We start from the raw sequence: 14,818 nt of genomic DNA on the forward strand, positions 1-14,818 counted from the left end.
ACGTTATCGGAAAAGGAACCGGATCTATTGTCCTCCGATTTCGGATCGCCCCAGGTGGTGACATACACGGGATACCGAACTTTTCCGCACGCATTCGCGATGCTCGATGAATGTTGTGCTGCAACATTCCCTGTAGGAGCTGCCGAACGCGGCCCGAGCCTTCGGCAGCTCCTACAAGGCGGCGGTGGCATGAGGCGACGTCTCAACCTGCTCGACACCCTGTTGCGTCCCGGCGGCTTGGGTGACTGTCTGGTGAACGCACAGGAAATCCGGGCTATTGCGTGGCAACGTGCCGCCAGGGAAGCCATCAGCAATCCCGACTTGGCGCGTCTTATGCAGCACCTGGCAGGGCCGACAGACATCCCGCTGGACACACCATCGTCACCCTTGATACTGACCCGAGTGCGCACCAACAAAGGGGAACTGCGATTCCTATCCACCTTTACAACGTTCGGCATGCCGCTCGATATCACCGTGGCCTCATTGCGCATCGAGCACCTCATCCCCGCCGACGCGCATACCTGGCAGAGGATGAAAGAAGCTTACGAACTGTGGTCAGCGGCCGGTGCGGAGACGGCGCATGAATAAACGCGCCGGACACTTCACGCTCACTCCTGCTCCATAAACTCGGCCACCCCTCGATCCTCCCCCAGAAAACCGCCGCTCTGGTGATGCCACAGCCGCGCATAGATGCCGTTCTTAGCGAGCAGTTCGCTGTGAGTGCCCTGCTCGATGATACGGCCGTCATCCATGACAATAAGTCGATCCATGGCTGCGATCGTGGACAGCCGATGGGCGATTGCGATCACGGTCTTGCCTTGCATCATGTCATCGAGGCTTTCCTGAATCGCCACTTCGACTTCCGAGTCCAGTGCACTGGTGGCCTCGTCAAGCAGCAGGATCGGAGCGTTCTTGAGCATCACCCGGGCGATCGCGACGCGCTGGCGCTGGCCGCCCGAAAGCTTGATGCCGCGCTCGCCTACCAGGGTGTCGTAGCCGGTGTGGCCTTGTCGGTCGCTCAGTTGGCTGATGAACTCATCGGCCTGCGCACTGGCCGCAGCACTGCGGATTTGCGCGTCGCTCGCGTCAGGTCGGCCGTAGGCGATATTGTCGCGGATGGAACGGTGCAAAAGGGAAGTGTCCTGAGTGACCATCCCAATGGCGCTGCGCAAGCTGTCTTGGGTGACGTGTGCGATGTTTTGCCCGTCGATGCGAATCTCTCCTTTGTCGACGTCGTAAAAGCGCAGCAGCAGGTTGATAAGTGTCGACTTCCCTGCCCCGGAGCGGCCAACCAGACCGATTTTTTCGCCCGCGCGGATGTTCAGGCTCAGGCCATCGAGCACCTGGCGCTCGCCGTTGTAGTTGAAGCTGACGTTGTCGAAAGTGACCGCCCCGCCAGAAGTCACCAGCACACCTGCGTCCGGCGCGTCCTGCACCTTGGGGCCGTGGGTCAGTGTGGACATGCCGTCCTGCACGGTGCCGATGCTCTCGAACAGAGAGGTCATTTGCCACATGATCCAGTGCGACATGCCATTGATGCGCAACGCCATGGCGGTGATGGCCGCCACGGCACCGGCGCCGACCTCGCCTTGGTGCCATAGCCACAGGGCATAGCCGCCGGCCGCCATGATCAAGGCCACCACCAATGCCTGGTTGACGATCTCGAACTGGCTGACGAGGCGCATCTGGCGAAAGCCGGTCAGCTTGAAATCCTCCATGGCTGCACGCGCGAAGTGCGCTTCACGATTGGAGTGGGAGAACAGCTTGACCGTCGTGATGTTGGTATAGGCGTCGGAGATACGCCCGGTCATCGAGGAGCGCGCGTGCGCCTGTTCCTGCCCGACTTTACCCAAACGGGGTACGAAATAGAGCATGGCTAGCCCGAACAGCAGGATCCAGGCAATGAAAGGCAGCATCAGTTTCAGTGCGAAGCCGCCGGCCAGCGCAATGATCGCGATGAAGTACACGCCTATTCCCGGGACGATCTCAATAAGGGTGAACAGCACGTCGCGCACAGCCAGCGCAGTCTGCATCACCTTAGTGGTGACCCGGCCGGAAAACTCATCGGAAAAGAACGAAAGGCTCTGCCGCAGCATCAGGCGGTGGAAGTCCCAACGCAGCCGCAACGGCAGGTTGATCGCCAATATCTGGTGCTGCACCATGGTGCGCAACGCCACCAGTGCAACACTGGTCACCATTACGATGCCCATTCCCCACAGCACGCGACTTTCCTGGGCCGCGGCATCACCGCCGGCTTTCCAGGTCGAGAGCAGATCCACGACCTGGCCGAGGAAAGAAAACAGCCAGGCTTCGTAGATCGACACACCGGCACTCAGCAGCGCAAACGCAAGAATATAACCGCGCGCGCCCCGTGTGCATGCCCACAGGAACCGCGCCAGCCCCGCGGGTGGCGGTGGTACCTCGTCGGGAGGAAAAGGGTCGAGCCTTCGTTCAAATCCACGAAGCATGGTGGTCTCCAAAAAGATCAAGTTCGGGAGATTCTGCCATTGAACGGTTGCCTTGAGGGTTTCAAGCGGCGGACATTAGCCTGCCTTGATCAAATCCACCTTCCATCAAAGCTGTTTTCGCGATGTGAAAAAGGCCGATACTGCCGCCAGCACCAGCAAGATGGCGCTGGCGAGAAATGTCAGGCGATAGCCGCTTGCGTCGAACAGCAGCCCGCCGAGGGTGGAGCCCAGCGCGATGAATAGCTGAATGACGGCCACCATCAGGCCGCCACCGGCTTCCGCGTCCCTGGGCAATGCCTTGGCCAGCCATGACCACCACCCCACCGGTGCCGCCGTTGCGATCAGGCCCCACAGACCCAGCAATACAAACGCTGCCACGACTCCGTCGCCGAGGACAATCAAGGACAGTGCAATGGCGGCCATCAACAGTGGAATGCAGACCAGTACCCGGTACATTCCGGCTTTCAGGAATGTGCCGATCACAAGGGTCCCGACAAAACCCGCCACTCCGATGACCAGCAGGATCATCGACAACAGGGAGACATCTACACCCGTGATACTTTCCAGGAACGGGCGCAGATAGTTGAACAACACAAATTGCCCCATGAAGAACAGGCCCACACTCAACATGCCGAAACTGACCAATGGCTTTTTGAACAATCGAAAGACATTGCCAGCACCCGCTTTGCGCGGCGCCGCCGGCATGGCTGGCAGGCTGATCCATTGCCAGATCAACGCGATGATCGCGACCGGAATCAGGCACAAAAAAGCGCCCCGCCAACCGATGACACTGCCCAGATAGCTTCCCAGCGGTGCGGCCACTACGGTTGCCAACGCATTGCCACCGTTGAAGATCGCCAGAGCCTTGGGCACGCTATGGGAAGGCACCAGGCGCATGGCCATTGCCGCCGACATCGACCAGAACCCGCCGATCACCACGCCGATCAGCGCACGCCCCATCATGTACACCGTATAGTTTGGCGCCAGGCCCACCACCAGCCCCGACACACACATCATCCCGGTCAGTAGCAGCAATAGCGTCTTGCGGTCCAGCGAGCCTGCCAGCCTGGAAATCGAAAGGCTGGTCAGCACCGCGAAAGCGCCGGATATGGCGATCCCGTAACCGGCCAGCCCTTCACTGATTTGCAGGTCCGAGGCAATCGGCGTAAGCAAGCTGACAGGCATGAATTCCGAGGCAATCAGCGCGAATACGCACAGTGTCATCGCAAAAATGCCACTCCAGCAGGCCGGCTGTTCGCCAGTCCCAGGCCGGGCTGAGACATCACCTTCCGGGGTGTCGAATACTTGAGCCGTCATGCAAAAACCTCTCATCCAAACGTTGTGGGGTGCAGCCCTGCCCGGTTAGCCAACCACCGTCAGCTGCCGGGTAAAAAAGGCGTTGAGCCGGGTCCAGGGAATCAAGTCCACGCGGTCATACCGATGCACCTGACCCGCACCGGCCATCCAAGCCATCGCCCGTAGGTGACATAGCTTGACTGATCGGGAATATCTTGATTAGTAGTCATAATCTTCATGCGGTTTTGAGAAAAATTCAGTAATGGCCAACACCAAAGTCAACGACCTGCAGGCTTTTTTGGCAGTAGCGCGAGATCAGAGCTTCACGAAAGCCGCCGCCAAACTGGGCGTCTCGCCTTCTGCGCTAAGCCATACGATCCGCGCACTTGAACAAAGACTGGGGATACGACTGCTGGCCCGTACGACACGCAATGTGGCGCCCACGGAGGCGGGGGAACGGTTGATGCGCTCGATTGCCCCGCTCTTTGACCAGATTACCGCCGAGCTTGAAGCGCTGGGCGAGCTGCGGGACAAGCCCAGTGGCACGATTCGTATTTCCTGTACTGACGATCAGATTGAATTGTGCGTGCGGCCGATGCTTGCAGAATTCCTGACGTGCTACCCGGATATCACGCTGGAGTTCTACGTCGACTATGGCTTCACCAACGTGGTCGAGGAGCGATTTGATGCCGGCAACCGAATGGGCGAATCGATCAGCAAAGACATGATCGCCGTTCGCATAGGCCCGGATTGGCGGTTGGCCGTGGTGGGTTCTCCAGAATACTTCGCCCGCAACCCGGCTCCCACAACCCCCCATGAGTTGACCAGACATAAATGCGTGAACATCCGCCACCGACCATCCGGGGCGATCTACGCCTGGGAATTCGAAAACGATGGCAAGGCTTTTACGGTCAAGGTCGACGGCCAACTGGTGTTCAACAGCATCATGCATGTACTCAACGCAGCCGCCGATGGCATTGGCTTGGCCTACGTACCCGAAGAACTGGTTGCACCGTACCTGGCCGACGGCCGACTCCAGGAGGTCCTGGCCGACTGGTGCCCTGAGTTCCAGGGCAACCATTTGTACTATCCCAACAGACGCCAGACGTCTGCAGCGTTTTCTGCATTGGTGGAAGCGTTGAGGTACAGAAGCTGACCTAACGAAGTCATACGACCTCTACAGCTTTGCCAAAGCACTAGAAAAATTCAACTTAGCTCAATCCTAAAGCCTTCATCGCTCAAAAACTCTCTTGCCCGGCCTGGCTGAATAGGATACAAATCGAAGCAGTTGTACGACAACATAATAAAAACCCACGAGCCATCCCGAGTTGGCCTGTCACCCTTCGAGATCTGCCATGCCCCGCCCTGCCCTTGCCCAAACCCTACCGGCGCCTTTCCCCCGCCATCTCGCCGTGATCATTCTGTTGTGCATGGGCTGTGCGTTCGCCGGCAACCATGTGGCGGCACGGGTCGCTTTCGATGATGGCGCGGGTGTGTTGCTGGCGATTTTGCTGCGTTCTGGCGGGACCTTGCTGGTACTCGCCATCCTGGTGCTGTGGCAAAAACAGAGTCTGCGTCTGCCGGCAGGTGCCTGGCGCTGGCAATTGCTGTTGGGCCTCCTGATTACCGCGCAGAGCCTGTGCCTGTACTCGGCTGTCGCGCGGGTGCCGCGCGGGTGCCGGTGGCACTGGCGCTGCTGGTGGCAAACGTGTTCCCCATCCTGCTGGCGTTGCTTACATGGGCAATGGGCGGCCCGCGACCAACCGCGCGCACCGCTATGTTGATGGGTTTGATTCTGGTGGGGCTGGTGTTTGTGCTCGACGTCCCCGGGCGCCTTTCGACCACCAGCGACGTCAGCCCGGAATGGCTCCTGGGCGTCGCACTCGCGTTCTGCGCCGCCAGCGTATTCGCCTGCGCGTTGTGGATCACCGACCACAAATTGGCGCAGGTACGTGGTTCGGTGCGCAGTCTGTTGACCATTTTTATCGTCTTCAGCAGCGTCAATCTGGCGGGCCTGACCGGCGCCCTGCCAGGCGGACTGAACCTGCCCGCAACCTCGACCGGATGGCTGGCCCTCGCCACTCTGGTGGTGCTTTATGGCACCGGTTTTATCGTGCTGTTCATTTCAGTGCCTCGACTGAACATGCCACGCAATGCGCCGGTCATGAACATCGAGCCGTTGGCAACGCTGCTGATGGGCTGGATTGTGCTGGATCAAATGCTCAGCGCGGGGCAGGTGCTGGGAGGGGTGATTGTGGTCACCGGCATCGTTTTGCTGACTTATCGCATGACCGGCGCGCCAAAGTAGGCATCGTCATTACAGGAATGAAAACTCAATATTGCGTAGAAAATAAACCGACTACGCTAAACACGTCACCATCACGTCGCTACAGGGGACATGGGAATGACCGCCAAAACAGCGCATCCCTGCTCAACCTGGGTCATACCCTCCCTGCTCGCCATTAACCTGGCGCTGACTGCCGGTTGTTCCGGCAGAACCACCACGGCTCGCTACGCGGCTTCGAACGTCGGTTCAAGTTGCTATGCCAAGGCCTTGCCCACGGCCGGCGAAGGCGGCCTGGCGTGGGGGGCTACCCTGAGCATCGCCCGGCAGAAGTCGCTGAATAACTGCGCTCGTTATGCCGGACGATCAGGCGGCACGCCCAGGACCTGCAAGGTGGTCTTGTCGGAGTGCCGGAATTGATGCATCAGGGAGTTGGGGGTGGCGGCAGGTTTTGCCAGGCCGGTCAGCTCAACGCCAGCAGCTCCCGCGCCTTGGCGATCACCAGGTCAATATTGAACGGCTTTTCCAGCACCGCATCGAACAGGTCCGAGCGCTGCATGCCGATGTGGGCCTGGGCACCGCTGATCAGGATGATCGGCAATTGACTGGCCACCGGCAGTGCCCGAACCGCCTTGGCAAATTCGAGGCCGTCCATCACCGGCATCATGAAGTCGGTAATGACCAGCGAAGGACGCTCGCGCTCCAGCACCTCAAGCCCTTTTTGGCCATTGCTGGCCTTTACTACCATGAACCCCTCATCCTCCAGCGCGTAGCCGAGGATATCAGCGATCAAGTACTCGTCGTCGACGACCAGGATGGTGGTCATGTCAATTCAACCCGACTCACAGACTTAGGAAATTGAACCGGGCAACGCAGAATCATTGGGGACTGCCGTTGCATGTCGTGAGGCCTTTTTCAGTTCGACGCCGTGTTCATGGATAACCACTTCAAGAAGCGAGGGGTCATAGCCGCTGTCTCGTACCTTGAGAATCGAAAGCAGTCGTCGAAGTTCAGACTGGGTCTCGAAGAAACGCATCAGCATCAGGTTATCGACGATGCTCGACAGGTCCGGCGTCGGCGCACTGACCTCGGAACCGAACAGGTCACGCATCTCCCACGAGGCGAATACCGTCACGCCCCGGGCGCGCAGTTCGCTCATCAGGGCGCTGTAGAAATCAGTGATCCGCGCCGGCGTGGTCGACACCCGTGCCAGACCACTGAGGCTATCGATAAACACGCGCTTGATGCCCTTCTGCTCGACGATGCTCAGCAGGCGTGCACCCAGGCTGTCGATCAAGCCCTCGGTGGTGGGCTGCCAGGCAATGCTGAGCGCGCCACTTTCTTCCATGCCCTTGATGTCGATCCCCAACGACTGGCCCTTGAGCCGCAGCCGTTGCGGACTTTCGTAAAAACCGAAATGCAGGCCGGGGGCGTCCACCGTCGATTCAGCAAGAAACTTGAGGCCCAGGGTGGTTTTGCCGACCCCCGAAGGGCCCATCACCAAGGTCACGGAGGAACTGTGCAACCCGCCGCCGATCAGACCGTCAAGCGCACCAATGCCGCTGGGGATGCGCGTCAGGTCTGCGCTGTCGGGCATGGACGGATGGCTGTAGAGGCTTTCCAAACGTGGATAGACGACCAGGCCGTCATCGGTGATTTCGCATTCGTGCAGGCCGGTAAGCGCGCCGCTGCCCCGGGTCTTGCGCATCTGGATGCGCCGCACGGAACGGGTGCCGAACAGCTCTTCACCGATCTCAATGACGCCATCGACCATGGTGTGCTCGGGGCTGCCGTCATCCAGCCGGGAGCTGGTGAGGAACAGCACGGTGCAACCAGCGAAGGCGGCGTGGCCTTGCAGCTCGGAGATGAATTTTTTCGTGTCGATGGGTGAGTCGGCCTTGGAGCGCGCATTGAGCAAGCCGTCGACCACCAGCACCGTGGCCTTCTGTCGGCTGATTTCACGCCGCAGCAGTTTGACCACTTCGTCCAGGCCTTCGTTTTCCAGGGTGTCGAAAGCGCTGACAAACTGAATCTCGGCGCCGACCCGGGCCGGCTCGAAGAAGCTCAGGGTCGAGAGAAACTGAAACAGGCGATCATGGGATTCGGCCAGCAACGTGGCGACCAGGACCCGGCCGCCATTGCGCGCATGATGAAACCCGAGCTGGTTGGCGAGGATGGTTTTACCAGAGCCCGGGCGTCCTTGAATGATGTAGGACGAACCCGCGACAAGCCCACCCTTGAGCAGAGCATCAAGCCCCTCGATTCCGCTTTGAAGGCGTTTTAGCTTTTCCACAATGAAACCCTGATCTGAACTACAGGCCATCGGCCGAAGGTCTACGATGCTAACGCCATTTTCCGATTCGGGCTATCCACTCGCTCGCTTACGCACAAGGTAAATACAGGGTGAAGGCACTGCCCTGGCCCAGGCAACTGTCCACGCGTATCTCGCCACCAGACTGCTTGGCAAACCCGAACACCTGGCTCAAGCCCAGGCCGGTGCCCTGGCCAACGGTCTTGGTCGTGAAAAAAGGTTCGAAAATCCTTTCGAGACAAAACGGCGCAATGCCCGAGCCGTTGTCGCTGACAGCGATGGCAATGAAGTTGCCGTCGATGGCAGGGTCACCCCGGGTAGCCGGAATACGCTCGGCTGCGGTCACGCTGATGACCATTTCACCCTGGCCGTGCATGGCTTCAATGGCGTTGTTGGCCAGGTTGAGCAGCGCCACTTCGAACTGGCCTGGATCAGCGAGAATCGCACAGAATTGTTCAGGCAAATCGATGACTACGTTGATGCCCGGCCCAACCTGCAACGTAATGGCATCGGCGATGGCCGTGACACTGGCGTTCACATCCAGCGCCGACGGATTGAGCGCCTGGCGGCGCGCAAATGACAGCAACTGACCGGTGAGGCTGCTGCCTCTTTCCACGGCCTCGGAAATCGCTTCGACCAGGCGCAGACGGCGTTCCTCGGAACTGCCAGGGCGCTTGAGCAAGTCACAGGAGGACCGGATAACGGTCAACAGGTTGTTGAAGTCATGGGCAAAGCGTCCGGTCAAGCGCCCCACGGCCTCCATCTTCTGCGACTGACGCAATTGCTCCGTGCGCACCTGCACCTGATGCTCAAGGGACGCGGCCAAATCGCGCAGATCATCCCGGGCACGGCAGCGTTCGGTTGCCATGCGCGTGCGTTCGGCGACTTCGCGAATCAGCGCCAGCTCATCATCCGACCAGTCGCGAACCTCGCAATGGTTGAGGTAGAGCAGCGCCACCGGCCGGCCTTTCTCGGTGATGGGCATATTGATAAACGACTGGGCGCTGATCGCCTTGAGCTGCTGGGCACTGTCACGAGTTCGCGGGTCCTCGCCGACATCGCGCACCACCACGGTCTCGCTCTTTTTCAGGTCTTCGATGTAGCTGCCGTATTCGCGAAAACTCAAGACGCCAGCCAGGGTTTCAATCCCCGGCGCGTTCCAGTCGCGCTCAATCGTGATGGTCTCGGCCACCGGGTCGATGGTGCCGTAGCCGACCCGGCTGACCTGCAATGTGCGCCCGAGTATTTCCGCTGCCGCATAGGCTAACGCGGGCGTGTCATCCAGGTCGCGAATCCGCTCGCCTATCTCTATAAGGGCGAGCCGATGGGTGTCGTAGGCCAGGAAGCCAGCGCCGGCGCCTGGTAAGTGATTAGTTGGCATGTTGAGTCCGGCTCGTTGTGAGACTGCCCTTCGTGCACCGGGCAACGTCGTCTTGTGTAAAGCCAACCTTTGCTTTTTGCCCACCTGACGGCGAGCGCAAAATTGCTCCCCTATGGGCGATGGATTGCAATCCACGGCAAAAGGTTTCAAATTTTTATGTTGAGTATCATTTTACTCAGGTGGATGCCTGCTGCTCGCGCAGGAACACCTCCAGCTCCGGGACCGGCAAGGGCCGGCTGAACAGGTAACCCTGCACCTGGTCACAACCGTTTTCCGTGAGGAATGCCAGCTGCTCGGGGGTCTCTACCCCCTCGGCGATGACCTGCAGATCAAGGCTGTGAGCCAGCTCGATAATGGTCCGGGCAATCGCGGCGTCCTGGGGGTTGCTGGTCACCTCGCGGATGAAGGCGATGTCGATCTTCAGTTTGTCGATCGGGAATCGCCGCAGGTAAGCCAGGCTGGAATAACCGGTGCCAAAGTCGTCGATGGAAACCTTGACCCCAAGTTGTTTGAGCGTTTGCAGGCTGGCGATGGTGTGGGCGGTATTTTCCATCAGCGAGCTTTCGGTCAGCTCGATTTCCAGCCAGCGTGGTTCAATCTGGTTGTCGATCAGGGCCTGGCGGATGCTGGCGATCAGGTCGCCCTCGATGATCTGCTGGCCGGACACGTTGACCGCCACCTGCAACGGCCCCTGCCCGGCACGTTGCCACTCGGCCATTTTCTGACAGACCCGGGTGATCACCCAGTTACCTACCTCGGTAATCAGCCCCATGCTTTCCAGGATAGGTACGAACACCGCAGGGGACACATTGGCCTGCCCCGGCCGCGGCCAGCGCAACAGGGCTTCAAGCCCGCACACCGCGCCGTCTTCCAGGTCGATCTTGGGCTGGTAGAACAGTTCGAATGCCTGCTGTTGCACGGCTTCGCGCAGGGCGTTTTCCATCTCCTGGCGCGCCGAGGCTTCCACGTTCATTTGCGCGGTATAAAACCGGTAGGTATCGCGGCCGATCTTCTTCGCCCGGTGCCTGGCGGTGTTGGCCTGCTTGATCAGACTCTGGGCATCGGCGGCGTCGTTGGGGTACAGGGAAATACCGATACTGGCGGTCATCGACGTGTCCTGGCCGTCGAGCTGAAACGGCAGGCGCAGCACTTCACGGATGCGCTCGACGGTTTGCAGCGGGTCCGCCTGGCCCTGGCGGAGCATAAGGATCAGGGCGAATTCGTCACCGTGCAAGCGCCCCAAGGTATCGCTGACGTTGAGGCAGCCAGTCAGGCGCTGAGCCAGCTCAGCCAGCATCTGGTCACCCAGCAGGTGGCCCCAGGTTTCATTGACGTTGTTGAAATCGTCCAGATCAACCGTCACCACGGCCAACTGCCAATCGCTGAGCACCGCCTGGGTGAGCCCCATCTCCAGTGTGGTAAAAAACAGATTGCGGTTGGGCAGGCCGGTCAAGGTGTCGTAGTGGGCCATTTGCAGCATGCGCTGGTCGTTTTCCTTGCGCTGGGTAATGTCGCGCGCGATACCGACAATGATCCAGTCGTCGCCGGTCTTGTAGGCCTGGCGATGGACTTCCACCTCCAGGTAACTGCCGTCCTTGCAACGGATGCGCGACTCTGCAGGCTCGTTCGGCCCTGTGCCGGCGATGATCTGGTCATACAAGCCCTTGAGCTCTTCAATGGTTTGATCGCCGAGGTCCGCAGGTGTCATGCGCAGGAGCTCTTCAGGGGTGTAACCCAGCACCTGGCAAGCCCGCCGGTTGAATTCGATCAGCTGCATGCTGCTGCGGTTGACCAGGAAAATCGCGTCCCCCGAGGCATCCATCGCCGAGCGAAAGCGCTCCAGGTCGATGGTGCGCTGCTGCAGCTGCTCTTCGAGCATCAGGCTGTGGCTTTTGAGGTAGTCGCCGAACGCCTTGAGCCGCAGCAGGTTGCGCACCCGCAGCCACAATTCGGCGCTTTCCACCGGCTTGCTGAGAAAGTCTTCAGCCCCCGCCTCCAGGCCCGATATACGCGCACTGTGCTCCCCCAAAGCCGAGAGCATGATGATCGGAATGTTCGAGGTGGCCTTGTCGGTTTTCAGGTGGCGGGCGACTTCGTAGCCGTCCATGCCCGGCATCATGATATCGAGCAGGATCAGGTCGGGCGGCTGTTGCGCAATCATCGCGAGGGCCTCTTCCCCCGAACTGGCGGTTTGTGTCTGATAACCCTGATTCTGCAGCAGGATCTGCAGCAGTTTGCGCACATGGGTTTCATCGTCGACGATCAACAGGGTTGCGGCAGTGTCGGACATGGAGAGAGCTCAGGTAGAGGGCTGTTGAGGCAGAGTGTTTTGCAGCAACGTGTCGATGACCCGGTAGAGCTCCTTGTAACGTAGTGGTTTGATAATGTACGCATTGCAACCCGCCAGGCGGGTCTTTTCCTGGTCTTCCTTCATGGCCATGGCGGTGAGCGCCACCACCGGAATGGCCGCCGTCGCCGCGTCCTTCTTGAGCAGCGAGGTGGCCTTGAGGCCATCCATGCCCGGCAGCTGGATATCCATCAGGATGAGCGCAGGCTGCCGTTCGCGTGCCAGCTTCAGGCCGGTTTCCGCATCAGCCGCGCAAATGACGCTGTGACCGGCACTGGTGAGCAGCAACCGGGCCAGGCGCATATTGGCGGCGTTGTCTTCGACGATCAGGATTTCAGCCACGGCGCCTCCACAATTGTTGTTCCACGGATGGGCAACCAGGCCACGAAACGGGCCCCTGCCCCTTCGCGGCTGGCAACCGCGACACTGCCACCCTGCAGCTCGGTCAATTGCTTGACCATCGCCAGGCCCAGGCCAGTGCCCTCGAATTTACGGGCCAGGCTGCTGTCGATCTGGCTGAAGGCCTTGAACAGCTTGTCCATGTCCGCCTGGGCGATACCAATGCCGGTATCGCTGACACTCAGTTGCAGAAACTGCTCATGCTCGCTGGACGGCACCTCAAAGCCATGCACGGGCCAGTCGCCTTCAATGATCCCGACCTGTTCGCGCGTAACCTGCTTGACCGCCAGCGTGACCACGCCTTCAGCGGTGCTGAACTTCACCGCGTTGGCCAGCAGGTTGTAGACGATCTGCTTGGTCTTGCGCAGGTCCAGCTCGACGGTGCCCAGGTCGTCGTCGGTTTCCAGTTTCAGCTGAATACATTGCAGGGCCGCCTTTTCGCGCACGATCAGCAAACTGTTGCTCAGCAGGCCTTGCAGCTCGACGGGTTCGAGCTCCAGGGCCATCATCCCGGCTTCGACCTTGGACAGGTCGAGAATGTCATTGATCAGCGACAGCAGGTGCTGGCCGCTGGTAAAGATGTCGCTGATGTACTCGCGCTGGGTGTCGGTCATGTCACCCACCATGCCGTCCTTGAGCGCTTCGGAAAAACCGATCACGGCGTTCAACGGAGTGCGCAGTTCGTGGGACATGGTCGCCAGGAACTCCGACTTCATCAGGCTGGCATGTTCGAGTTCGACGTTTTTCTCTTCCAGCGTGCGCTCGAAGCGCTTGCGCTCGGTGACGTCCCGGGCGGCGGCAAATACCCCCTGCAGCTTGCGATCACGGTCGTGGAAGGTCGCCGCGTTATAGGACACCACGGTTTCGGTGCCGTCGTAGGCCCGCACCGTCAGTTCATAGTCGCTGACCTTGTTTTCGCTTAGCACGCGCTTGATGGCCGCATCGGCTCGTGCAGGGTCGGTGAAGAAGTTGCGACACGGTGCACCGATCAACTCGTCCCGGGTGCGCCCGGTCAGCGCCATCATCTGCTTGTTGACGTCGGAGATGATCCCCTGGGGATTGGTCATCATCAGCGCATCGATGTTCGACTCGATCAGCGAGCGGGTATAGAACTGCTGGTCGCGCAGGCGCTGATCGAGCAAGGCCTGGGTGGCTTCTTCCTGCTTGCGTGCGGTGTTGTCAGTACCGATCAACAGGTAACCGATGATGACTTCGGCGCTGTCGCGCAATGAAGTCACCGAGACCATTGCCGAGAGGCGGCTGCCGTCCTTGCGGATGTAGGTCAGCTCATAAATATCTTCGATGCCCCGGGAAGCCTTGAATACCAGCGCGTCGAAGCCCGGCGTGATTTCGGTCTTGAGTTCCAGGCTGAGGGCTGCGGCGCGGGTGATCAGCTCGGCAGGGTCGGAAATGTCCGCCGGAGTGATCTTGTCGACCACATCCTCTGACAGGTACCCAAGCATGCGCTCGGCACCCACGTTGAAGATCTGGATCACGCCTTTTTCGTCGGTAGCGATGCTGGAGAAATAAGCGCTGTTGAAAATCGCGTCTTGCAGGGCACCGGTCTTGAGCAGGCTTTTCTGCCTTCGAAACTCGACAATCTTCTCGGCGCGAGACTGGGGTTCGGAGGGTGGACGATCTACCGGCGGGTTTTCCATGGAATGGTTTTCCGTTAACTCGCAAACCTGACCGTGATGACGGTGCCGTAAAGCGTGCTTACGGAAAATCGCCCGAAGGGGCGATTAGAGGTTTTCATACGATAGCAGAGCTCGGCTCGAAGGGTGCGCCAGGAAACTTTCGTGAGGCTTTCAGCGATGAACAAATCCATCAACCGCACACCCAACACCGAGGGGCCATGGGGCCCCTCGACGGTTGCAGCTGCTACAGGCTGAACAGGTCAACGCCCAGCTGGAACGCGACACACAGGGCCAGGCCGGTCGCAAAGTCCGGCATGCCCGGTACCGACCAGACCAGCGGAGTCACGAGTATGAACAGCATGAACCACTTGTGCATCGGATCATGGTGAAACTCTTTGCCGTACTTGTCGCGACGCTTGGGCAGCACGTGCTGGAAGGCATCGGTAATGAGCATCGAGAAGGCGGCGGTTTTGCCGGAGATGCTGGCGAACAGCGTGGCAAATACGCCGATGAAGAACACAGAGTAGATGTTGCGACCGACCAGCAGCCACACCACCAGCACCACTGCCAGGGAACATAACAATGGCTGGTCGGGGAGAGTGTGGCAGATGTTTCCATATTGACGGCCGGGCCCGGTGACCCGTGTCCCCGGCCGCTGTGCTCGGTTTCAGTCTTTACCCGAACAATTAATTGCA

At 59.7% G+C, this 14,818-nt stretch carries 10 protein-coding genes and 3 pseudogenes; 4 read left to right on the plus strand and 9 right to left on the minus strand.

Annotated features, from left to right (window positions below; all coding sequences use genetic code 11):
* Nucleotides 1-201: 201 nt before the first annotated feature.
* Nucleotides 202-588 (plus strand): annotated as a pseudogene (locus tag IMW75_RS07585) (helix-turn-helix domain-containing protein); the annotation flags it as partial.
* 20 nt (nt 589-608) lie between these two features.
* On the opposite strand, the gene IMW75_RS07590 reads toward IMW75_RS07585, so the two are convergent.
* Both IMW75_RS07590 and IMW75_RS07595 read right to left on the minus strand, forming a co-directional pair.
* Nucleotides 609-2,468, minus strand: a complete 1,860-nt coding sequence (locus tag IMW75_RS07590; protein ID WP_205892239.1) for an ABC transporter ATP-binding protein — start codon at nt 2,466-2,468, stop codon at nt 609-611.
* 105 nt (nt 2,469-2,573) lie between these two features.
* Nucleotides 2,574-3,785 carry an MFS transporter gene (locus IMW75_RS07595; protein ID WP_205892240.1) on the minus strand — a complete coding sequence of 404 codons (1,212 nt, stop codon included), beginning with the start codon at nt 3,783-3,785 and terminating at the stop codon, nt 2,574-2,576.
* A gap of 241 nt (nt 3,786-4,026) precedes the next feature.
* Here IMW75_RS07595 and IMW75_RS07600 point away from each other — a divergent pair, with 241 nt between their 5' ends.
* The 3 genes and pseudogenes from IMW75_RS07600 (at nt 4,027) to IMW75_RS07610 (ending at nt 6,468) form a co-directional block, all read left to right on the plus strand.
* On the plus strand, nt 4,027-4,920 hold the full coding sequence (locus IMW75_RS07600; RefSeq protein WP_205892241.1) for a LysR family transcriptional regulator: 894 nt from the start codon (nt 4,027-4,029) through the stop codon (nt 4,918-4,920).
* Between the two features lie 274 nt (nt 4,921-5,194).
* Nucleotides 5,195-6,072 (plus strand): annotated as a pseudogene (locus IMW75_RS07605) (EamA family transporter).
* Between the two features lie 96 nt (nt 6,073-6,168).
* Entirely contained in the window at nt 6,169-6,468 is a 300-nt protein-coding gene (locus IMW75_RS07610) for a hypothetical protein (protein WP_082069160.1), read from the plus strand.
* 43 nt (nt 6,469-6,511) lie between these two features.
* On the opposite strand, the gene IMW75_RS07615 is transcribed toward IMW75_RS07610, so the two are convergent.
* From IMW75_RS07615 to IMW75_RS07645, 7 genes and pseudogenes are all read right to left on the minus strand, one after another.
* Nucleotides 6,512-6,874 (minus strand): response regulator, encoded by a 363-nt coding sequence (locus IMW75_RS07615; protein WP_045059053.1) that lies wholly within the window; start codon nt 6,872-6,874, stop codon nt 6,512-6,514.
* A gap of 24 nt (nt 6,875-6,898) precedes the next feature.
* Nucleotides 6,899-8,341, minus strand: coding sequence for an ATPase domain-containing protein (locus tag IMW75_RS07620; protein ID WP_045059064.1), 1,443 nt, complete (start codon nt 8,339-8,341; stop codon nt 6,899-6,901).
* Nucleotides 8,342-8,429: 88 nt separating this feature from the next.
* Nucleotides 8,430-9,740 (minus strand): sensor histidine kinase, encoded by a 1,311-nt coding sequence (locus IMW75_RS07625; protein ID WP_052672982.1) that lies wholly within the window; start codon nt 9,738-9,740, stop codon nt 8,430-8,432.
* A gap of 175 nt (nt 9,741-9,915) precedes the next feature.
* Nucleotides 9,916-12,030 carry an EAL domain-containing response regulator gene (locus IMW75_RS07630; protein ID WP_205892242.1) on the minus strand — a complete coding sequence of 705 codons (2,115 nt, stop codon included), beginning with the start codon at nt 12,028-12,030 and terminating at the stop codon, nt 9,916-9,918.
* A 9-nt stretch (nt 12,031-12,039) separates the two neighbouring features.
* The gene (locus tag IMW75_RS07635) at nt 12,040-12,429 is read right to left on the minus strand and encodes a response regulator (RefSeq protein ID WP_205892243.1); all 390 of its coding nucleotides are present in this window, start codon (nt 12,427-12,429) and stop codon (nt 12,040-12,042) included.
* On the minus strand, nt 12,414-14,144 hold the full coding sequence (locus tag IMW75_RS07640) for a PAS domain-containing sensor histidine kinase (protein ID WP_205892244.1): 1,731 nt from the start codon (nt 14,142-14,144) through the stop codon (nt 12,414-12,416). Before IMW75_RS07640 ends, IMW75_RS07635 begins: the two co-directional genes overlap by 16 nt.
* Before the next feature lie 223 nt (nt 14,145-14,367).
* Nucleotides 14,368-14,643: pseudogene (locus tag IMW75_RS07645) on the minus strand (Nramp family divalent metal transporter); the annotation flags it as partial.
* Nucleotides 14,644-14,818 lie beyond the last annotated feature (175 nt).

The organism is Pseudomonas gregormendelii, from assembly GCF_017114825.1.
In the GTDB taxonomy this organism is placed as follows: Bacteria; Pseudomonadota; Gammaproteobacteria; order Pseudomonadales; family Pseudomonadaceae; genus Aquipseudomonas; species Aquipseudomonas gregormendelii.

Coding starts and splice junctions, on each gene's coding strand:
- IMW75_RS07590 (WP_205892239.1), bottom strand. CDS start 2,468: ATGCTTCGTGGATTTGAACGAAGGCTCGACCCTTTTCCTCCCGACGAG.
- IMW75_RS07595 (WP_205892240.1), bottom strand. CDS start 3,785: ATGACGGCTCAAGTATTCGACACCCCGGAAGGTGATGTCTCAGCCCGG.
- IMW75_RS07600 (WP_205892241.1), top strand. CDS start 4,027: ATGGCCAACACCAAAGTCAACGACCTGCAGGCTTTTTTGGCAGTAGCG.
- IMW75_RS07610 (WP_082069160.1), top strand. CDS start 6,169: ATGACCGCCAAAACAGCGCATCCCTGCTCAACCTGGGTCATACCCTCC.
- IMW75_RS07615 (WP_045059053.1), bottom strand. CDS start 6,874: ATGACCACCATCCTGGTCGTCGACGACGAGTACTTGATCGCTGATATC.
- IMW75_RS07625 (WP_052672982.1), bottom strand. CDS start 9,740: ATGCCAACTAATCACTTACCAGGCGCCGGCGCTGGCTTCCTGGCCTAC.
- IMW75_RS07630 (WP_205892242.1), bottom strand. CDS start 12,030: ATGTCCGACACTGCCGCAACCCTGTTGATCGTCGACGATGAAACCCAT.
- IMW75_RS07640 (WP_205892244.1), bottom strand. CDS start 14,144: ATGGAAAACCCGCCGGTAGATCGTCCACCCTCCGAACCCCAGTCTCGC.